13 protein-coding genes and 3 pseudogenes are annotated in these 20,932 nt (G+C 64.8%); 6 read left to right on the plus strand and 10 right to left on the minus strand.

Annotation, left to right across the window (positions count from 1 at the left end; genetic code table 11):
• Positions 1-4: 4 nt before the first annotated feature.
• On the minus strand, positions 5-1,954 hold the full coding sequence (locus ACVIYL_RS19810; RefSeq protein ID WP_456779539.1) for an alpha-1,4-glucan--maltose-1-phosphate maltosyltransferase: 1,950 nt from the start codon (positions 1,952-1,954) through the stop codon (positions 5-7).
• Positions 1,955-2,157: 203 nt separating this feature from the next.
• Between ACVIYL_RS19810 and malQ the strand changes: the two are divergent.
• From malQ to ACVIYL_RS19830, 4 genes and pseudogenes are all read left to right on the plus strand, one after another.
• Positions 2,158-3,746: pseudogene (malQ, locus tag ACVIYL_RS19815) on the plus strand (4-alpha-glucanotransferase); the annotation flags it as partial.
• Positions 3,743-4,111 (plus strand): annotated as a pseudogene (locus ACVIYL_RS19820) (transposase); the annotation flags it as partial. The pseudogenes malQ and ACVIYL_RS19820, both read left to right, overlap by 4 nt.
• A pseudogene (locus tag ACVIYL_RS19825) lies at positions 4,087-4,599 on the plus strand (4-alpha-glucanotransferase); the annotation flags it as partial. The pseudogenes ACVIYL_RS19820 and ACVIYL_RS19825, both read left to right, overlap by 25 nt.
• Before the next feature lie 15 nt (positions 4,600-4,614).
• Positions 4,615-6,423, plus strand: a complete 1,809-nt coding sequence (locus ACVIYL_RS19830) for a glycoside hydrolase family 15 protein (protein WP_456779540.1) — start codon at positions 4,615-4,617, stop codon at positions 6,421-6,423.
• A gap of 228 nt (positions 6,424-6,651) precedes the next feature.
• Here the strand turns inward: ACVIYL_RS19830 and ACVIYL_RS19835 are convergent, their stop codons facing one another.
• From ACVIYL_RS19835 to ACVIYL_RS19875, 9 genes are all read right to left on the minus strand, one after another.
• Positions 6,652-7,968, minus strand: coding sequence for an ISNCY family transposase (locus ACVIYL_RS19835; protein ID WP_456777614.1), 1,317 nt, complete (start codon positions 7,966-7,968; stop codon positions 6,652-6,654).
• A gap of 370 nt (positions 7,969-8,338) precedes the next feature.
• Complete coding sequence (locus tag ACVIYL_RS19840; RefSeq protein ID WP_092085690.1) at positions 8,339-9,142, minus strand: HAD family hydrolase; 804 nt, start codon at positions 9,140-9,142, stop codon at positions 8,339-8,341.
• The gene (locus tag ACVIYL_RS19845) at positions 9,139-9,627 is read right to left on the minus strand and encodes a gluconokinase (protein ID WP_057014886.1); all 489 of its coding nucleotides are present in this window, start codon (positions 9,625-9,627) and stop codon (positions 9,139-9,141) included. Before ACVIYL_RS19845 ends, ACVIYL_RS19840 begins: the two co-directional genes overlap by 4 nt.
• A gap of 28 nt (positions 9,628-9,655) precedes the next feature.
• Positions 9,656-10,408, minus strand: coding sequence for a 6-phosphogluconolactonase (pgl, locus tag ACVIYL_RS19850; RefSeq protein ID WP_456779541.1), 753 nt, complete (start codon positions 10,406-10,408; stop codon positions 9,656-9,658).
• Between the two features lies 1 nt (position 10,409).
• On the minus strand, positions 10,410-11,903 hold the full coding sequence (gene zwf / locus ACVIYL_RS19855; protein ID WP_253607437.1) for a glucose-6-phosphate dehydrogenase: 1,494 nt from the start codon (positions 11,901-11,903) through the stop codon (positions 10,410-10,412).
• A gap of 29 nt (positions 11,904-11,932) precedes the next feature.
• On the minus strand, positions 11,933-12,916 hold the full coding sequence (gnd, locus tag ACVIYL_RS19860; RefSeq protein ID WP_456779542.1) for a phosphogluconate dehydrogenase (NAD(+)-dependent, decarboxylating): 984 nt from the start codon (positions 12,914-12,916) through the stop codon (positions 11,933-11,935).
• 12 nt (positions 12,917-12,928) lie between these two features.
• A complete protein-coding gene (locus ACVIYL_RS19865) occupies positions 12,929-15,775 on the minus strand; it encodes a bifunctional transaldolase/phosoglucose isomerase (RefSeq protein WP_456779543.1) in 2,847 nt (948 codons plus the stop codon).
• A gap of 217 nt (positions 15,776-15,992) precedes the next feature.
• Positions 15,993-16,439 carry a DsrE family protein gene (locus tag ACVIYL_RS19870; RefSeq protein ID WP_283069417.1) on the minus strand — a complete coding sequence of 149 codons (447 nt, stop codon included), beginning with the start codon at positions 16,437-16,439 and terminating at the stop codon, positions 15,993-15,995.
• Between the two features lie 54 nt (positions 16,440-16,493).
• The gene (locus ACVIYL_RS19875; protein WP_456779544.1) at positions 16,494-17,111 is read right to left on the minus strand and encodes a hypothetical protein; all 618 of its coding nucleotides are present in this window, start codon (positions 17,109-17,111) and stop codon (positions 16,494-16,496) included.
• Positions 17,112-17,608: 497 nt separating this feature from the next.
• Here ACVIYL_RS19875 and ACVIYL_RS19880 point away from each other — a divergent pair, with 497 nt between their 5' ends.
• Together ACVIYL_RS19880 and ACVIYL_RS19885 are read left to right on the plus strand one after the other, a co-directional pair.
• A complete protein-coding gene (locus ACVIYL_RS19880) occupies positions 17,609-19,552 on the plus strand; it encodes a PrkA family serine protein kinase (protein WP_038382967.1) in 1,944 nt (647 codons plus the stop codon).
• A 108-nt stretch (positions 19,553-19,660) separates the two neighbouring features.
• Positions 19,661-20,929: a YeaH/YhbH family protein gene (locus ACVIYL_RS19885; protein WP_076823957.1), complete on the plus strand. Its 1,269-nt coding sequence runs from the start codon at positions 19,661-19,663 to the stop codon at positions 20,927-20,929.
• Positions 20,930-20,932 lie beyond the last annotated feature (3 nt).

Raw genomic sequence — 20,932 nt, forward strand, 5'->3', positions numbered from 1 at the left:
TCCTTCAGGCGACACAGCGCAGCAGCAACGCGGGATCGCGCGCAGGATCTATACGTAGACGGATGCCTCCCCATTCGAGCGCGTGGCGCTCGCCGGTGACAAGGTCTTCCACTGCCGAGACGGGCCGGCGGGCATCGCCACGGCCGACCATGACGTCGCCGAGCGGCAGCCAGACCTCACGCAGCTCGGCTGACAATGCAATCGCGGCCGCGATCACATTGCTCTGATCGACCGCCTCCTTGATGAAACCGATCACACCGCCGTCATCGACACTGATAAAGCGCAAATTGGCGAATTGTTGCAGGGCCGGATTGCCGCGTCTGATCCGGTTGAGAGCTGCGATATAGGGCTTGATGTTCCCCGGCTGCTCCCAGTTGCGAACCCTGATCTCGTACTTCTCGGAGTTGAGATATTCCTCGCGGCCGGGGACCGGCGTGTGCTCGAGCAATTCGAAGCCGCTGTAGATGCCATAGCTGCTTGAAAGCGTCGCGGCCAGCGCGAGACGCGACTTGAACATCCAGGATTCGCCGCTTTGCAGGTGGAAGGGCAGGACGTCCGGTGTGTTGACGAAGAAATTCGGCCGAAAGAAGTCACGCTCGGGATAGGAGGTCAACTCGCCGAGATATTGTTCGAGCTCAAAGCGCTGCGTCCGCCAGGTGAAATAGCTGTAGGACTGCGTGAAGCCGAGCTTGGCGAGGCCCTTCATCAGTTTCGGGCGCGCGAAGGCTTCCGCGAGGAACAGCACGTCCGCGTCGCGGTCCCGCACCTCGCGGATCAGCCACTCCCAGAACGCCAGCGGCTTGGTGTGCGGATTGTCGACCCGGAAGATCCTGACGCCCTGTTCGACCCAGAACAGCACGACGTCGCGCAGCGCGCGCCACAGGGCGCCGGCGTCTTCGGACCCGAAATCCGGATTGACGACATCCTCCCAGCGCTGCGGTGGATGCTCGGCCGTGCGCATCGATCCGTCCGGGCGCCGCTTGAACCACTCTGGATGCTCGGTCAGCCAGGGATGATCGGGGGAGCACTGCACGGCGAAATCGAGCGCGACCTCGAGGCCATGCGCCTGGCATGCCGCCACGAAGGCGCTGAAGTCGTCGAGCGTGCCGAGTTCCGGATGCACGGCGTCGTGGCCGCCCTCGGCTGCGCCGATCGCATAAGGGCTGCCGGGATCGCCCGCCTGCGCGATCGCGGCATTGTTGCGGCCCTTGCGGTGCTGCCGGCCGATCGGATGGATCGGCGCGAGCAGGACGACGTCAAAGCCCATCGCGGCGATGTCGGGAAGCCGCGCGATGCAGTCGTTGAAGGTTGCATGCATGCCCGGTGTCTTGCCCTGGCTGCGCGGAAACATCTGGTACCATGCGCCGCTGCGCGCCCGCGGGCGATCCGCGGTCAGCGGGTAGAGCTGCGATCGCATCAGGTCGCGGCGAAACTGGCTGCCGGCCATCGCCTCCCGCAATTCGGGCGCGAGCAGCGCACCTGGTTCGCCGGTCTGCAGAAAGATTTCGCACTGCCTGATGATGACGGCCGCCGCCGCCGGGCTGCCGGCCTGCGCCTGGGTCAGCATGCCCGCGCCTTCGAGCGCGTCCAGCGTGTGATCGCTGCCGTCGCGCGGCGTCTGCTCGAAGCGATGCCGCCAGCTGGCGAATTCATCGGTCCAGGCCTCGATCGCGAAGGCGTAGCGGCCGGGCCGGTCGGGCACGAAAGCGCCGCCCCAGCGGTCATCGCTGTGCGCCGTCATCGGCGCGACCTGCCATTCGCTGTCGCCCTCGCGCCGCCACACCAATGCCGCCGATATCACGTCATGTCCGGCACGGTAGATGTCGGCCCACACTTCGACAGGTTCGCCCACAATGCGCTTGACCGGAAAGCGGCCGCCATCAACCGACGGATAGACATCGGTGATATGAAAAGTGCCATGGGCACTCTCGACAGGCCGGAGGGTTTTGTTCACGGTGATGCCGCCATTAAAAATGCAAATGACGTCCCGGCGCCGGGAAGGAGGCGCGCCAGACCCATATAGAAAGCCGCTCGCCGGGCAATGGTTCCCGGTGGGAACGCCGGATAGGGTAGAGCGTTGAACATCAACTATCCCTTTCCCGTATCTGTACAATTTAGCAACGATCCACCAACCGTTGCGAGCAGGCAGCGTGCCGAATGGACCTTTACGCCAAAGCCCAGACCCTGGGAATCCAGACCGAGTATATCGATGGCAGCGGTCACCGCCGTGTGACAACCCCCGAGGCGCTCACGGCGATCCTCGACGCGCTGCCGCCGCAGGCGCCCCGTCGGATCATCGCCGATCCCGTGGTGGTCAGAGGCGGCCAGGCTGCGCAAACACAGTTCTCGGAGGCTGCCCGGCTTCCGGTGCAATGGAAGCTTGCGAATGGCACCGGGGTGCTCGCGCAGGGCGAGGCGCGTGAGCGCAGTGTGACGTGGCCGTCCGGTCTGCCCGAAGGCGTGCATCGGCTGCAACTGTCGGACGCATCGGGCGCCAGCGAGGAGCTGCCACTGCTGGTGGCGCCGCACGGCGCCTTCGGCGGCGAGTGCTCGCGCAGGGCGAGGCGCGTGAGCGCAGTGTGACGTGGCCGTCCGGTCTGCCCGAAGGCGTGCATCGGCTGCAACTGTCGGACGCATCGGGCGCCAGCGAGGAGCTGCCACTGCTGGTGGCGCCGCACGGCGCCTTCGGCGGCGAGTTCGACCGCTGCTGGGTGATCGCGGTGCAACTCTACGGCGTGCGGTCAGCGCGCAACTGGGGCATCGGTGACTTCACCGACCTGCAGCACCTGCTCGAATTCGCCCACCGGCTCGGCGCCGACGGCGTCGGGCTCAATCCGCTGCATGCGCTGTTCGACGATCGGCCCGGCGATTGCAGCCCGTACTCGCCGAACAGCCGGCTGTTCCTCAATGGGCTTTACATCGACGTCGAGCAGATTCCCGAATTCCGCGTCGATGCCGAGACCAAGGCCGCGCTGGCACCGCTCCGCAGCCACGACATGGTCGACTATGTCGGCGTCGCGGCGCAGAAATGGCCCGCGCTGCGCGCGGCGTTCGCGGCCTTCAAGGCCAACCCGGGCCTCGGCCGCTGGCAGGATTTCGAGGCCTATCGCAACGAGCAGGGCACGCTGCTGTCGCGCTTCGCCTGCTTCGAGGTGATGCGGCACAAATTCAACACGCCGTGGTGGGAATGGCCGGACGAATGGCGGCAGCCGAGCGACGCAGCTTGTGCAAAATTGCGCCGCTCGCGCGACTCTGCCGCCGAGGTCGAGTTCGTCGAATTCGTGCAATGGACCGCGGACCGTCAACTCGGCGCCTGCCAGGCGCTGGCGCACAAGCGCGGCATGCGGGTCGGGCTTTATCTCGACGTCGCCGTCGGCGTGCAGTCGGACGGGTTCGACGCCTGGAATGAGCAGATCGCGATCTCGCGCCATCTCGGCGTCGGCGCGCCGCCTGACCCGCTCAACACGGCGGGCCAGGACTGGGGGCTTGCCGGCTTCAATGCTGCGGGTCTTGAACAGCGCTCGTTCGAGCCGTTCAGGCAGATGCTGCGCGCCTCGATGCACCACGCCGGCGCGATCAGGCTCGACCACGCGTTCGGGCTGAAGCGGCTCTATCTGGTGCCGCGCGGCTTCGGCCCGGCCAATGGCGCCTATGTGCTGATGCCGTTCGAGGCGCTGCTGGCGGCGACCGCGCAGGAGAGCGTGGCGAGCCGCTGCGTCGTGATCGGCGAGGACCTCGGCACCGTATCAAGATCAGACGCGAGAAAGGCGGCAAGATCACACTCCTGACCAACGACCTTGCCCGTAGCGCCGTCGAGATCGCCGCCCTCTACAAGAGCCGATGGCAAATCGAGCTGCTGTTCCGCTGGATCAAGCAGCATCTCGATATTCGCAAGTTCCTCGGCGCCAACGACAACGCGATCCGCCTTCAGGTGCTCGCTGCGATGATTGCCTACCTGCTGCTGCGCATCGCCGCTCACACCAACTGCATCAAAATGCTCCCGCTCAGGTTCGCCGAACTCGTCGGCCAGCTCCTGCTCACGCGTCGATCCCTCGCTGCCATCGACAAACCTCCGCCCATCAACCCCCTCCCGGGTTCCGCGAGCAGATGAACGGCTGGGGCATCTGGTCCTATCTTGTGATGATGTTCGAGACCGACGACCGGGGCGTCTTCCGCAACGCCGACTACTATTTGCCGGATGCGCTGGTGACCTTCAACACCCACGACCTCTCGACCTATGCGGGCTGGCGCTCGTTCAGCGACCTCAAGACCAAGCGTGCGCTCGGGATCGATCCCGGCGAGACCGACGAGGGGCGCTGGCACGCGCTCGGCCAGCTCGACGACGTGCTGCGCCGGCACGACATCCACGCGAACGATTTCTATTCGGTGGCGAGCTTCCTGGCACGGACGCGGTCGCGGATGATGGCGGTGTCGATGGAGGACCTGCTCGGCATTGTCGAGCAACCGAACATCCCCGGCACCGTCTACGAGCATCCGAACTGGAAGCGGCGGCTCCCGGTCTCGATCGAGCATCTCGCGTCGGCGATCGACGTCGACGCCCTCAAGCGCGCGACCCGCGAGCGCTCGCACACCGGGTAGCGCGGAGCGTAGCGCGTGGCCTCTCGTATCGAAGACTATGGACTGATCGGAGATTGCGAGACCGCCGCGCTGGTTGGCCGCGACGGCTCGATCGACTGGCTGTGTTGGCCGGCGTTCGATTCCGACCCCTGCTTCGCGGCGCTGCTTGGCACGTCGAGGAACGGTCGCTGGCTGCTGGCGCCCACAGGCGAGATCAAGCAGACCTCGCGGCGCTACTGGGACGATACGCTGATCCTGGAGACCCGGTTCGAGGTGGAAGGCGGCGCGGTCGCGCTGATCGACTTCATGCCGCCGCGCGGCAACGCCTCCGATGTGGTCCGCCTCGTTCGCGGCGTCAGCGGCCGCGTCAAGATGCGCATGGAGCTGGTGATCCGCTTCGGCTTCGGCGTCGATGTCCCCTGGGTTCGGAAGAATCCGGATGGTGACGGGCTTCTGGCGATCAGCGGGCAGGACATGACCGTGCTGCGCACGCCGGTCGAAACCCGCGGCAAGGATCTGACCACGATCGCCGATTTCGAGGTCGGCGAAGGCGATACCGTGCCGTTCGTCCTGACCTATGGACCGTCCTATCACCCGGTGCCGGACGCGATCGACCCTGAGGCTGCGCTGAAGGACACCGAGGAATATTGGCGGGAATGGTGCAGCCGCTCGACCTATGACGGCAGCTATCAACGCGCCCTCGTGATGCGCTCGCTGATCACGCTGAAGGCGCTGACCTTCAGGCCGACCGGCGGCATCGTCGCGGCACCCACCACGTCGTTGCCGGAAAAGCTCGGTGGCGCGCGCAATTGGGACTACCGGTTCTGCTGGCTGCGCGACGCCACCTTTACGCTGCTGGCCCTGATGAACTCGGGCTACACCGAGGAAGCGGCAGCCTGGCACAACTGGCTGCTGCGGGCCGCAGCCGGCGCGCCGGCCAACATGCAGATCATGTACGGCATCCTGGGCCAGCGACGCCTCCTGGAATGGGAGGCAGGGTGGCTGTCCGGCTATGAAGGGGCGCAGCCGGTACGCGCCGGCAACGCCGCGCATGCGCAACTTCAGCTCGACGTCTATGGCGAGCTGATCGACGCCTTCCATCAGTCCCGCATGGCCAAGCTGAAGCTCGACGAAGAGAACTGGTCGCTCGAATGCACCGTCGTCACCCATCTCGCCGATGTCTGGGATCAGCCGGATCACGGCATATGGGAACGCCGTGGCACCCCCAGACACTACGTGTTCTCCAAGGTGATGTGCTGGGTCGCCTTCGACCGCGCCATCAAGAGCGCGGAGCGGTTCGGCTTCAAGGGGCCGCTGGTCAAATGGCGGGTGCTGCGCGAGGCCATTCATCGCGACGTCTGCCAACGCGGCTTCGATCCCGGCCTCAACAGTTTCGTCGAGAGCTATGGCTCAAAGTTGCTCGACGCCAGCCTGCTGCTGCTGCCGTCGGTCGGCTTCCTGCCGTCGGGCGATCCGCGCATCTGCGGCACGATCGACGCGGTCGAACGGCACATGATGCGCGACGGCTTCGTGCTGCGGCACGATCCGCGCGAGGTGTCCGATGAGGTCCAGCCGATCGAGGGCGCGTTCCTCGCCTGCAGCCTGTGGCTTGCCGACGCCCATGTGCTGGCGGGAGATGTCGACAAGGCGCAGACCATGTTCGACCGCGTGGTGGCGGTCGCCAACGATCTCGGACTGTTGGCCGAGGAGTTCGATTCCGGCGCCGGCCGGCAGACCGGCAATTTCCCGCAGGCGCTGACCCATATCGCGTTGATCAACACCGCGCACAATCTCAGCGCCGCCAGAGCCGACGCCGAGAAGCCCGCGGTGCAGCGGTCGACTTAAACCACCGCGGCGATGCCGCCCTCCGTCTTCCGCTTGCGGGACCGCCGCAGGTCCGCGCTGCCAAAATATCGAAAACAACCCCATGCAAAGGAGCCGGCAGCTGCCGGCATTCGGCCAGGCAACTGTCCGTAGCGGGTGAAGATGTCGTGTTTTTGTAGCTCGTGATCTGTCGCCTTCGTTTCTGATTTGCAGGGGAGCCGGAAGGCGGGGACGGCTTTCCCTGATTGATCATGCCACGGCTGTTGTGGCGGTTTTAGCCCTGTGGGTGAGTTTCTTTGTTCGACTTGAAGCCCGTTTCTCCGTCCCGACCCGCGCTGTCTCGACGGCGGCGCGCGCAGGAGCGGTCAAGGACGCGCGCTTGCGCGCCCGCCAGGGCTTGTCCTTGACGGTTCCGAGCACGCCGCCAGGCTGAAGCGCGTCGGGGCTGATCTGCTGTCCGTCAGGCGCAAACCTCGCCAATCGATGCGGTCCAAGGAACACGCTGACGGTGCCATCGGGATACTCATGTAGGCGCACCACAGCCTTGACGAAGTGAGGTCTGAGCCGGCTCTCCGGCAGCTGCAGCCGCCGACCGTTCCATGCAACGGTATTGTCGTTGGCGACGGTTCGCTCCTCGATCACGCACAGCGCCTCGCGCCAGGCCTCATGCCGGTCGGCCACGAATGCCGAGCCTTCCTGTTCGGGCTTGATCGCAAACGCGGCGTTGTGCCCGGGGATGTAATGCGCCTTCAGCCACGCGTTGGCAGCCTCAACCGTCGTGATCCCGGCAAGCCGCAGCTCCTTCGGCAGCCGGTCCTGCAAGGTGCCGAACACCCGCTCGGAGCGCCCGCGCGCCTGCGGCGAATAGGCTGCGATATGCTCGATCCCAAGATGCGACAAAGCCCGTCCCACCTGGGTTTGTTGCGTCTTCGAGATCTTCTCGCCAGCTTTTGGGGTCAGGAAATAATGGCTGCCGCGGTCGGTGTAGAGCGCGCAGAACAGGCCATGCTCGCCAATCACTTCGCGCAAGGCCTGGAAGGTCGAGGCCGTTCCTTCTTCCTCGACCAGCACCATCGAGTAGATCTCGCTCGTCGCATCGTCCATCGTGACGATCAGGTCCCTCGCGGGCAGGCCTTCGATCCAAACGTGGCGCGATCCGTCCTGGTGCAGCAGCATGCCCCGAAGCGGCCGCCGCGGCCGCTTCTTGCGGTGCGCCGAACGCTTCGGAGCCTTCCGCACCAGCCCTGCCGCGTGCAGCGCCAGCTTCGTCACCGTATAGCCCAGCACATAATCATGCCGCTTTTGCATCTGCTCGTGGAAGTGCTTCACCGTGAAGTCCGCGTACTTGTCCCGGTACAGCGCAAGCATTCGTTCCAGTTCCTCCTCCGGCGCCCGCCGTGGCGAACGACGCCCCAGCCGGCGGTCGACCAGCCCGTCGTCGCCCTCCGCCTCATAGCGCTCCGCCCAGCGTTGAAACGTCCGAACACTGATCCCAAGAACCTCCGATGCTGCCTCCTGCGTCAGTTCCTTCGCCTCCGTCCGATCCAGCAAATCTGAAAACCGCATCCGTCGTACACCCTCGTGAATGGATGCCGTGCCCATCGCGCCCCCTTTGTTCCGGAGCACCGAAAACACGACACTTCACGAGCTACAAACAGGCGACAGATCACGAGCTACTGACACATTCGGCCAGGCAACTTGACACGTCGGGCAAATCAAGAATATATTTCCAATATTCCGAAATCGTGCGAGTGTGATCGGCCGCCTCAAGGAACCGCGGATTGGTCGGGTGACAGATCTCGCCGTGACAAAGGGCCGCGTGATCAGCGTGACGCGATCACATGATCGATTTGACTCGATTGCGATGTAGCGGACTGTAACGGTGATCACGCTGCGGCCCGCGCTCGATCACGCGTGGGGCGATCGTTCGCACGCCTCAGCGAAGCTGCAACACCGTGTCCATCGCGCGTGCGAAACCGTCCTGCTCGTTGGATTCGGTGACATGGGTGGCGCGCGCCTTCACGTCATCGCTGGCATTGCCCATCGCGAAGGAGACGCCGCTTCGCGCGAACATCGGCAGATCGTTCTGCATGTCGCCGATCGTGGCGACGTTCTCCAGCGGCACGCCAAGGCGCTTCGCGATGCCCTCGACGAAGGTGCCCTTGTCGTGGCCCGGCGGGGTGACGTCGAGATAGTAGGTCTGCGAGCGGACCGCGGTGGCATCACGGCCGACCATCTGCTGCATCTCCGCCTCGCAGCGTTGCAGCAGGGCCGCATCCGAACTCGCGCCGACGATCTTGCAGGCCTGATCGAGATAGGGCGTGAAATCGCCGACGATGGTCGGATCATGCTTGATCGTGTGCTGCTCGTGGGCGGTGTACTCGCCGTCAGGATTCCGCGTCAGCCAGCGGTCGTTGGTGAACAGCCAGATGTCGACGTCGCGTTCGCGCAGCATGTCGATGCAGCGTTTTGCGACCGCGGCCGGGATCAAATGCTGCTCGAGGGGCTTGAGCTGCGGATCGACGATCGAAGAGCCGTTGAATGCGCCGATCGGCTGTGTGATCGCAAGCGGCGCAACCAGAAAGCCCATCCCGATCGTCGGCCGGCTGGAGACGATGGTGAAGCCGATGCCGGCCTCGTGCAGCCTGCGCACTGCCGCCCTGGCGCCGTCGGTCAAGGTCTTGTCCTTGGTGAGCAGCGTGCCGTCGACATCGGATACGACAAGGGCGATGCGGGTCATGTGCGGTCCAGCTTCAGTTGAGTGACGATGTCTTCGACGATGGTTTCGACCGGACGGTCGATCGCAACCGTGATCGGGCGTTCCTCCGGGGTCGGCGGCTCCAGCGTCTTGAACTGGCTGGCGAGCAGCCCCGGCGGCATGAAATGGCCCTTGCGCGCGCCGAGCCGCGTGGCGATCAGCTCCTGCGAGCCGTCGAGGAAGACGATGCGGATATCGTCGCGGCCATGCACCAGGATGTCGCGATAGGCGCGCTTCAGCGCGGAGCAGGCGATGACGGCGCGTTCGCGGACGCCGCAGGTGCGGTCGATCTCGTCGGCGATCGCGCGCAGCCAGGGCCAGCGATCCTCGTCGGTGAGCGGCTGGCCGGAATGCATTTTGGCGACATTGCTTGGCGGATGAAAACTGTCGCCGTCCTCGAAGCGCCAGCCGATCCTGATCGCCAGGCGGTCGGCGATGGTGCTCTTGCCCGAACCCGACACGCCCATCACGACCAATGCGCAGGGGTTTTGTCCGTCACCCACGAAAGTCCTCCGGCAGCGCGGCCTGATCGATCAGCCAGACGGTCTCGCCCAGCGATCGCGCGCGGTTTGCCGGCAGGTTCTCGCCTGCGAAGAGGCGCGTCAAGATCGCGCGCTTGTTCTCGCCCGCCACCTCGAACAGCATCTCGCGGCAGGAGGCGAGGGCGGGCAGGGTCAGCGACACGCGCGGTACGAACGGCTCGACATTGGCCTTCGGCACGCCGACCACCCAGCGCGGCGTTTCCTCGACCGCGGGATAACCCGGAAACAGCGACGCGGTATGGCCGTCGGGGCCGATGCCCATCAGCACCAGGTCGAACAGCGGTCGCTTCGGATCGAGCTGTTCGGCGCCGTAGAATGCCATCAGCTCGTTCTCGTATAGCGCCGCGCTGGCGTCGGGATCCCTGAGATCGGCGGTGTCGGTCGCGATCGGATGGACATTCGCGGCCGGTGCACAGCGGTCGAGGAAGGCCTGGCGCGCCATGCTCATGTTGTGCAGCTTGTCCTTGCGCGGCACCAGGCGCTCGTCGCCGATGAACCAGTCGACGCGGTCCCACGGAATCCTCGCGCGATAGTCTGGCGTCGCCAGCAGCTGGTAGAGCGCCTTGGGGCTGGAGCCGCCGGTGAGGCAGACGGCGATCCGGCCGCTGTTCTGGTCGATCCTGGCGATCACCCGCTCGGCGGCCGCCTGCGCCAGTGCCGCCGGATCGGCGACCGTGATGATCTGGCGCTTGCCGGTCGCGGTCATGTCAGCCCAGCTTCCGCCAGCTGCGGCCGTCGCGCGTCAGCAGCGCATTGGCGGCCTCCGGGCCTTCGCTGCCGGCCTTGTAGGGTTGCAGGCCACGGCCGCCGGCGCTCTTCCAGGCGTCGATGAAGGGCTGCACCGCCTGCCATCCGGCCTCGACGCTGTCGGCGCGCTGGAACAGCAGATTGTCGCCGATCATGCAGTCATAGATGAGTGTCTCGTAGCCGGTCGACGGCTCGGCCTTGAAGTAGTCCTTGTAGCGGAACTTCATCTCGACGCCGTCGATGTTGATGGTCGGGCCGGGTACCTTGGTGTTGAACTGCAGCTCGATGCCCTCGGTCGGCTCAGTGGAGATGACGAGGTAGTTCTGCGACAGGCGATCGACCGACGTGTCGCGGAACATAGCGAACGGCGCCTGCTTGAACTTGATCGCGATCTCGGTGCGCTTGGTGGTCAGCGCCTTGCCGGTGCGCAGGTAGAACGGCACGCCGGCCCAGCGCCAATTGTCGATGGTCAGCTTCAGCGCGGCATAGGTCTCGGTCGAGCTGTCGGGCCTGACGTCGGGCGTCTTGAGAAAGTCCTCGATCTCGGTGTCGCCGATCCGGCCGGCGCGATACTGGCCGCGCACCGAATTGTGCAGCGCCTCCTGTTCGCTCTGGGTCTGGATCGCGCTCAGCACCTCGGCCTTTTCGGAGCGCACCGCGTGGGCGTCGAACCGCGCCGGCGGCTCCATCGTCACCAGCGACAGCAGCTGGAACAGATGGTTCGGCACCATGTCGCGCAGCGCGCCGGTGGCGTCGTAGAAGCTGCCGCGATGACCGACGCCGAGCTTCTCGTCGACGGTGATCTGGATATGGTCGATGTGGTTGCGATTCCAGATCGGCTCGAACATGCCGTTGGCGAAGCGCAGCACCAGGATGTTCTGGACGGTTTCCTTGCCGAGATAGTGATCGATCCGGTAGATCTGGTGCTCGTCCATCAGCTTCAGCAGCGCGGCATTCAACGCCCTGGCCGACGCCAGATCGGTGCCGAACGGCTTTTCGATGATCAGCCGCCGCCAGGCGCCGTTCTCTTCCAGCATGCCGGTGCGCCCGAGCTGCTCACTGATCGGCAGGAAGGCGCTCGGCGGGGTCGCGAGATAGAACAGCCGGTTGCCACCGGTGCCGCGCGCCGTCTCGAGCTTGTCGAGCCGTTCGTTCATGGCATCGAAGGAAGCCGGATCGCGCGGATCGGCCTCGATCGAGGTGACGCATTCGAACAGCCGCTTTGCGATCGCCTCGTCCACCGGGCGGGTGGCGAACTTGCGCAGCCCCTGCATCAGGCTGTCGGTCAGCTGCTCGCTCGACATGCCCTTGCGGACAATGCCGACGACGCAGAATTTGTCCGGCAGCAGATTGCCGGCGGCGAGATTGTAGAGCGCCGGGATGACCAGCCGGTGCGTCAGATCACCGGTGGCGCCGAAGATGATGAAGGAGCAAGGATCGGGTTTCTTCTGCACGTGACCTTCCGCGGTTCTCTTCAAGCTTTTTATGCCTTTTTCGGCGGCTCCTTGTGGCCGCCGAAACCTGCGCGCATCGCCGAGAGGATCTTCTCCGCGAAGGTGTGATCCTTGCGCGAGCGGAAGCGCGTGTAGAGCGCGGCCGTCAGCACCTCGGCCGGCACGGCCTCGTCGACCGCGGCGTTGACGGTCCAGCGGCCTTCGCCGGAATCCTCGACAAAGCCGGAATAATCGTCGAGCGTGTGGTTCTGCGCCAGCGCCGATGCCGTGAGGTCGAGCAGCCAGGACGGGATCACGCTGCCGCGCCGCCAGACTTCGGCGATGTCGGCGATGTCGAGGTCGAAGCGATGCTCGGCCGGCAGCGCCTCGATATTGGCGTTCTTCAGGATGTCGAAGCCTTCAGCATAGGCCTGCATCAGGCCGTATTCGATACCGTTGTGGATCATCTTGACGAAATGCCCGGCGCCGATCGGGCCGGCGTGAATGTAGCCCTGTTCGATGCGCGGATCGCGGCCCTCGCGGCCGGAGGTGCGGGGAATGTCGCCGATCCCGGGCGCCAGCGTCTTGAAGATCGGGTCGAGCCGGTCGACCACTTTCTTGTCGCCGCCGATCATCATGCAGTAGCCGCGCTCGATGCCCCAGATGCCGCCGCTGGTGCCGACATCGACGTAATGCAGCCCGCGCTCCCTGAGCGCCTTGCCGCGGCGGACGTCATCCTGCCAGAAGGTGTTGCCGCCATCGATGATGACGTCGCCTGGCTGCATCAGCTTCGACAGCGCCTCGATGGTGGCTTCGGTGATCTTGCCGGCCGGCAGCATCACCCAGGCGGTGCGCGGCGCCTCCAGCTTGAGGACGAAATCCTCCAGCGACGAGGACCCGGTCGCATTGTCGGCGACGAGCGCCGCGACGGCCTTCGGATCCTTGTCGTAGACCACGGTGGTGTGGCCCTGGGTCATCAGGCGCCGGACGATATTGCCGCCCATCCGCCCGAGGCCGATCATGCCGAGTTGCATCCCTCGCCTCCGTCAGTTCAGTGCAGCCGAGATCGCGGCATCGAGCGCCGCGAGCCCGGAGCTGAGATCGCCCTTGAGATGCACGCGCAGCGCGCGCCGGCCGCGCTCGGTGAGCACGTCGAAATCGCCGCGCGCCTGTGCCGCCTTGATCACGCCGAAGCTCGCCTTCTGGCCGGGCACCGGCAGGTCCGCCGTATCGTCGGTCGTGACCTGCAGGAACACGCCGCTGTCGGGGCCGCCTTTGTAGGCCTGCCCGGTCGAATGCAGGAAGCGCGGACCGAACTCGGCGCAGGTCGCAAGGTGTCTTGCGTCGCGTACCTTCAGCCGCATCGCCTGCATGGCGTCGATGGTGTCGCCATCGCGCTCGATATAGGCGAGCAGGGCGACATAGTCGCCGCGGCCGGAGCGCGAGAGGTGCGCCTTGATCCAGGAGTCGAGATCGCCGTTCGCACCGGCCTTGCGCAGCTCCTCGGCGTTCTGCGCGTCGGTGTAGAGATCGACCCCGTCCGCCGACACCACCGGCTGTTCGGCCGGCAGCGACCCGGTCTTCTCGAACGCTGCCGTCAGTTCGCGGGTCTTGATCTTGGCGGCTTCGACGTCGGGCTGGTTGAACGGGTTGATGCCGAGGATCGACCCAGCGACCGCGGTCGCGATCTCGAAGCGGAAGAACTCCTGACCGATATGGTCGATCGACTTCATCACGATCCGAACCACGGGATGGCCGGCGGCCTCGAGCGCCGCGAGCTTGGCCTCATGCGCTGCATCGTTCTCGCCATCGGTGCGCAGATCGATGAAGAACCGGTCGTTGCCGTAGACCGCGGCGTCGCCAATCGTCTCGCCCTCGATCGGGATCAGGCCCTTGCCGTCCTTGCCGGTCGATTCCGCGATCAGCTGCTCGGCCCAGGCGCCGAAATCGGCAATGTCCGGCGAGGCGAAGATCGTCACCTTGTCGCGGCCTTCGAGCCCGGCGATGCCCATCGCGAGCCCGAGCTGCACGCCCGGGTTCTCCTGCGGCGGCACGTCGGCACCGCAGGAGCGCACCATCGCGAGCGTATGGCCGAGCAGGCTGCGGACGTCGATGCCGGCAGCGGCCGCCGGCACCAGACCGAACGGCGACAGCACGGAATAGCGGCCGCCGATCGCGGGGTCGCCGTAGAAGATGCGGGCAAAGCCCTGCTTGATCGCGACCTTCTGCAGCGATGAGCCCGGATCGGTCACCGCGATGAAGCGGTGGCCGGCCTTGTCCTTGCCGATCGCCTTCGCCACCCGATCGAAGAAATAGTCCTTCATCACGTTCGGCTCGGTGGTGCCGCCGGATTTGGAGGAGACGATGAACAGCGTCCTTGCGATGTCGACATACTCCTCCATCGCGCGCACCTGCGCCGGATCGGTGGAATCGAGCACGTGCAGCCGCGGGAAACCGGATCGGTGCGGGAAGGTCTGGGCCAGGACCTCCGGCCCAAGGCTCGACCCGCCCATGCCGAGCACGACGGCATCGGTGAAGTTCTGCCCCTTCACGCGCCGGGCGAAGTCCTCGTAGTCGGCGACATCAGCGGTGGCCGCGCTGGTGAGCCAGCCCAGCCATTTGTCCTCGTCGTCGCCGGTCCAGACCGATTTGTCCTTGTGCCAGAGCCTTCGGATCCGGGCGGAGGCGCGCCATTCCTCGGTGCTCTTCTCGACCGCCTTCTCGATGGTGGCGCCGAGCGCGAGCTTCTGGCGGTCGATGCCGCCGCCGAGCGAGGTGGCGCGCTTGTGGGCGACCGCGCCGTAGAGCTTGTCGGCCGCGTCGGCGAACAGCTTGACGCCGTCCCTGACCAGCTCCTCGGTAATCGCATCGAGCGAGATGCCGGACTTCTCCAGCTCTTCCAGCACGTGGCGGGCGTCCTCGACATTCTCCTCGAGGCTGTCGCGGACCTTGCCGTGGTCGCGGAAGGCATCGAGCGTTGCCGGCGGCACGGTGTTGACGGTGTCGGGGCCGATCAGCTCCTCGACATAGAGCACGTCGCTATAGTCCTTGTTCTTGGTGCCGGTCGAAGCCCACAACAGCCGCTGCGGCTTGGCGCCCTTGGCCGTCAGCTTGTCCCAGCGGTTGCCAGCGAACAGGTGCTTGTAGTCCTGATAGGCGAGCTTGGCATTGGCGATGGCGACCTTGCCCTTCAAGGCCGCGAGCCGCTCCTTTTCGTGCGGATCGTTGGCCTTGGCGATCTTCTCGTCGAGCTGCTTGTCGACGGCGGTGTCGATGCGGCTGACGAAGAAGCTCGCGACGCTCGCGACATGGGAGGGATCGCCGCCCTTGCCGACGTATTTCTCCAGGCCCTTGAGATAGGCCTCGGCGACCTGGCGATAGACCTTCTGCGAGAACAGCAGCGTGATGTTGATGCTGATGCCTTCGCCGATCAGGTACTCGATCGCCGGCAGGCCCTCGGGCGTCGCCGGCACCTTGACCATCAGGTTCTTGCGGTGGACGTCCTTCCAGAGCCGTTCGGCTTCCGCGATCGTGCCCTTGGTGTCCATCGCGAGATAGGGCGACACCTCGAGGCTGACGAAGCCGTCGCCGCCGTGGCTCTGGTCGTAGACCGGGCGCAGCACGTCGGCGGCGTGCTGGATGTCCTCGACCGCGAGGTGCTCGAACAGGTCGGCGACCGAGCGGTCGCCGTTCTTGAGGGCCTTGCTGATCGCCCCGTCATATTCATCCGAGCTGCCGATCGCCTTCTCGAAGATCGAGGGGTTGGACGTCACGCCTTTGACGCCGTCGGTCTCGATCAGCCGCTTCAGGTCGCCATCGGCGACGAAGCCGCGCGCGAGGAAGTCCAGCCAGACGGCCTGACGGTGATTTTCGAGTGCTTTGACGGGGTTCATGGGTGCCTGTTCTCGTTCGATCGAGGGTCGATTTTTGGGTTCCCGGGCAGCTTTCGGGGGCGGAGGGGGATTGTCAACATGGCGGGAGCCCCGGGCGGAATATCAGCATTTCCAAGGGATAACGCCATTCACAACAGTTCGATCCGCTCGGACGCAGGTGCGAGCAGACCCCCATCTCAGCACATTTTTATGACGCGTTGCGGCGCAGGACCGCGCGTCAGGGGCGCAGGTAGAGGTAACCTTGGGATTGCAGCTCGGCGAGGCGGACCACCCCGCCGCGCTCGGCGGCAACGAAGCCGGGGAGCAAGTCGGCGAGGCCGATGTTCTGCGATTTCATGGTGTTGCCGCAGGCGGCGAACTCGATCCCATCCTTGGTGAACCGCGCGACATGTTTTGACAGCTCGGGATTGGCGGCTGCTGAATGAAACGCCTTCAGCGCCCGGCCGTGCACCACCAGCGCAATCGTCACATTGCCGGGGCCGCCGACGCCGTCGAGATGGTTCTGGATGTTGCCGATCACGAAATTGACCTTGTCGAGGTCATCGAGGTGATAGACCACCTTCAGCTTTTGCGGCGGTGCTTCGGTGGCGGCGCCGGCCTGGGACGCTGCCAAGACGGCGCCGATCGCTGAAAGCGTGCCCCAGAGGATGCTGCGTCGGCGCATGGCGTCTCTCGCGCAATTATTGTTGATCCAGTGTTGTCCCTTTGGGCAAACCTATCATTTGTGGCGGAGCGCAGCGAGTTCCTTGCGGTCGGTCACAAGTTCGGCGCATTCGCCCAAGTCCGCGCGATCGACGCGAAAGATCTTGTCGTCGGCGCCGGCGAACAGCGCTTCGCCCGCATCGTCGTCGGGCTTGTTGCGATTCCACACCATGATGCGGCCAAGGCGCGCAATCACGGATTTATTGTCCTTGGACAACGCCACGGTGATACCGCCGCCCTCGCAATCCACGCCGCATTCGAAGCGTATTTCGTGGCCGGATTCGGCCGCGATGGCATGATTGCAGTAGCCGCTGGAGTCGAAATTGCCAGGGCGGTGGCGGTACGCGACGCCGAGCCGGAATGAATAGTTGGTGGCCTTGTCCTCCGGAGCGTCTTCCGCTGACACCAGCAGCTTCATCGCGCTGACCTTCTGCTTCGGATGCTGCGCCAGATGATTTGCATCGTAGCGCCGCACGAAGCAGGCATAGGCTTTCGCGCCGGGCGGGCCCGCGAACATCCTGTTGTCGAAGGCGGCCGCCGCGGCCTTGTCGACGCCTTCCTGCGCCTGAACGGCTAACGGCGCGCCGGTCCAGGCGGCGGCTGCGAGTGCGACAACAAGGAGCGCCTGCTTCATGACCGGCTCGGGAATAGCCAGCGCCTCCAAGGTGTCATCTTTAAAGCGCGGCAATGGTGCCGCGCGGAACTGCGCGGGCTCGTTGCCTTAGTCGCGGCGACAAGGAGGCACGTTCAACCGCGGCTGAACGTTTGTTCATGAGAGTCTATGGCGCGTGCATCTTGACGCCACGGCTGAACGGTCACACTTTTTCAGGGAAGCCCAACGTCCATCGCCGGACGGGAAGTTGCCCGCTCGGATGTCCGCTTCGGAGGCCTGGGCCCCGGTAAACCACGGATGTGGCGAGGGGGTTACAGCCACCAAAAACAAGGGGATATTGATGAACCATTAAGCTTCCTGCCTGTTGATAAGGCAGAGGCTGCACGCGCCGTGCATTGCCGAACTGAGTCGGTCGAGTGTCCAATGGACTCAGCGTGCCGACGCTGATTCGATCCTAGGACGCTCTTGTTACGACTCGTGTCAGTCGTGCGGCGATACATATCGTGGAGAGAGGGATCATGTACAACGATTCTTTGTTCAACGCCTTCGCAAGGTCGTTTGAAGCGCGAAGCCAGACCGACATGTCGATGGCCGAGTATTTGGAGTCGTGTCGAAGTGATCCGATGCGATATGCAAATGCGGCCGAGCGGTTATTGGCGGCAATCGGTGAGCCCCAGATGATCGACACGGCCAAGGACCCACGCCTTGGCCGTATCTTTTTGAACCGTACGATCAGGTCGTATCCGGCCTTCGCCGGGTTCTACGGCATGGAGGACACGATCGAACGCCTCGTCGGCTTCTTCCGTCACGCCGCGCAGGGCCTCGAAGAGCGCAAGCAGATCCTCTATCTGCTCGGGCCGGTCGGCGGCGGCAAGTCATCGCTCGCCGAGCGCATCAAGGCGCTGATGGAGATTCATCCGATCTACGTGCTGAAGGCGGGCGACGAGCTGTCGCCGGTGTTCGAGAGCCCGCTTGGGCTGTTTGATCCCGAGACGCTTGGCCCGATGATCGAGGAGAAGTACGGCATTCCGCGCCGCCGGCTGAGCGGGCTGATGTCGCCCTGGGCCTACAAGCGGCTCGAAGCCTTCGGTGGCGACATCTCGCAATTCCGCGTCGCGCGCATCCAGCCTTCAAGGCTGCGCCAGATCGCGGTTGCCAAGACCGAGCCCGGTGACGAGAACAACCAGGACATCTCCTCGCTGGTCGGCAAGGTCGACATCCGCAAGCTCGAGACCTACGCCCAGAACGATCCCGACGCCTACAGCTATTCCGGCGGCCTCAACCGCGCCAACCAGGGCGTGCTCGAGTTCGTCGAAATGTTCAAGGCACCGATCAAGATGCTGCACCCGCTGCTGACCGCGACGCAGGAGGGTAACTACATCGGCACCGAGAATATCGGCGCGATTCCGTTCACCGGCATCATCCTCGCGCACTCGAACGAAGCCGAGTGGCAGAGCTTCAAGACCAACAAGAACAACGAGGCCTTCATCGACCGCATCTGCGTCATCAAGGTCCCGTACGTCCTGCGGGTCACCGAGGAGCAGAAGATCTACGAGAAGCTGATCCAGGGCTCCGAGCTTGCCGCAGCACCTTGCGCTCCGGCGACGCTGGAGACGATGGCGCGCTTCTCGGTGATGTCGCGGCTGCGCAAGCACGAGAACTCGACGCTGTTTGGCAAGATGCGGGTCTATGACGGCGAGAGCCTCAAGGAATCCGATCCGAAGGCGCGCAGCGTTCAGGAGTACAAGGACGCGGCCGGCGTCGACGAGGGCATGGACGGCGTCTCCACCCGCTTTGCTTTCAAGGTGCTCGCCTCGACCTTCAACCATGACACCACCGAAGTCGGCGCCGATGCGGTGCACCTGATGTATGTGCTGGAGCAGGCGATCCGCCGCGAGCAGCTGCCTGACGAGACCGAGAAGCGCTATCTCGAATTCATCAAGGCCGACCTCGCGCCGCGCTATGCCGAGTTCATCGGCAACGAGATCCAGAAGGCCTATCTGGAATCCTACGCCGACTACGGCCAGAACCTGTTCGACCGCTATGTCGACTACGCCGACGCCTGGATCGAGGATCAGGACTTCAAGGATCCCGACACCGGTCAGCTGATGAACCGCGAGCTCCTGAACCAGGAGCTGACCAAGATCGAGAAGCCGGCCGGCATCGCCAACCCGAAGGACTTCCGCAACGAGGTCGTCAAGTTCTCGCTGCGCTCGCGGGCCCATAACGGCGGCAAGAACCCGAGCTGGACCTCCTACGAAAAGGTTCGCGACGTGATCGAGAAGCGGATATTCTCGCAGGTCGAGGATCTGCTTCCGGTCATCTCGTTCGGCTCCAAGAAGGACGGCGAGACCGAGAAGAAGCACGGCGAGTTCGTCGAGCGGATGGTGGAGCGCGGCTATACCGAGCGCCAGGTCCGCCGGCTCGTCGAGTGGTACATGCGGGTGAAGCAGGCCGGCTAATGCGCGATCCGGAAAGCCGGCACCGGCTTTCCGTTTCGTCTCGTCCCGTCCAATAAAATGCGATGCGACTGTCATGATCGCATCCGGTGAGGCAGATGCAACGTGGTCATGCATATCGTCGATCGGCGGTTGAATCCGGGTAGCAAGAGCCTGGAGAACCGCCAGCGCTTCCTGCGGCGCGCCAAGGCGCTGGTGCAGGGGGCCGTCAAGAAGTCGTCACAGGACCGGGACATCAAGGATGTCCTGGAAGGCGGCGAAGTGACAATCCCGCTGGACGGCATGGACGAGCCGCGGTTCCGGCGCGAGGGCGGCACGCGTGACATGGTGCTGCCCGGCAACAAGAAGTTCGTCGAGGGCGACTGGCTGCAGCGCCCGAACCAAAGCGGCGCCAAGGGCTCCGGCGCAGGCGAGGGCGACAGCGAGGACGCCTTCCGCTTCGTGCTCAGCCGCGACGAATTCGTCGATCTCTTCCTCGACGACCTCGAACTGCCCGATCTTGCCAAGCGCAAGCTCGCGGAAACCGAAAGCGAAGGCATTCAGCGCGCCGGCTATGCGACCTCCGGCTCGCCCGCCAACATCTCGATCAGCCGCACGGTGAGCCGGGCGCTGGCGCGACGCGTGGCACTGCGCCGGCCGCGCAAGGACGACATCGAGGCGCTCGAGGCGGAGCTTGCCGAATGCGATGACGATGCGCGGCGCCGCGAGCTGCTGGCGCTGCTCGAAGCGCTGAAGGCCAAGGCCAAGCGGATCCCGTTCATCGATCCGATCGACATCCGCTATCGCCGCTTCGAGACGGTGCCGAAGCCGGTGGCGCAGGCCGTGATGTTCTGCCTGATGGACGTATCGGGCTCGATGTCCGAGCACATGAAGGATCTGGCGAAGCGGTTCTATATGCTGCTCTACGTGTTCCTGAAGCGGCGCTACAAGCACGTCGAGATCGTGTTCATCCGCCATACCGACCGCGCCGAGGAGGTCGACGAGGACACCTTCTTCCACGGACCGGCTTCCGGCGGCACGCTAGTGTCGAGCGCCTTGGTCGCGATGAACGACATCGTCCGCACCCGCTTCCGTCCGGCCGACTGGAACATCTACGCCGCCCAGGCCTCGGACGGCGACAACATGACCTCGGACAGCGCGCTGACCGGTCACCTCCTGACCGACAAGATCCTGCCGGTCTGCCAGTTCTTCGCCTATCTCGAGGTCGGCGAAGCCGCCAACTACACTTTCGACATGCCGGACTCCTCGCTCTGGACGCTCTATGAGCGTCTGCGCAACGAGGGCGCGCCGCTGTCGATGCGCAAGGTGAGCGAGCGCGGCGAGATCTTCCCGGTGTTCCAGGACCTGTTCAAGCGCCGCAGCAAGCAGGAAAGGGTGTAGCGT

This window comes from Bradyrhizobium sp. USDA 3315 (genome assembly GCF_054056795.1).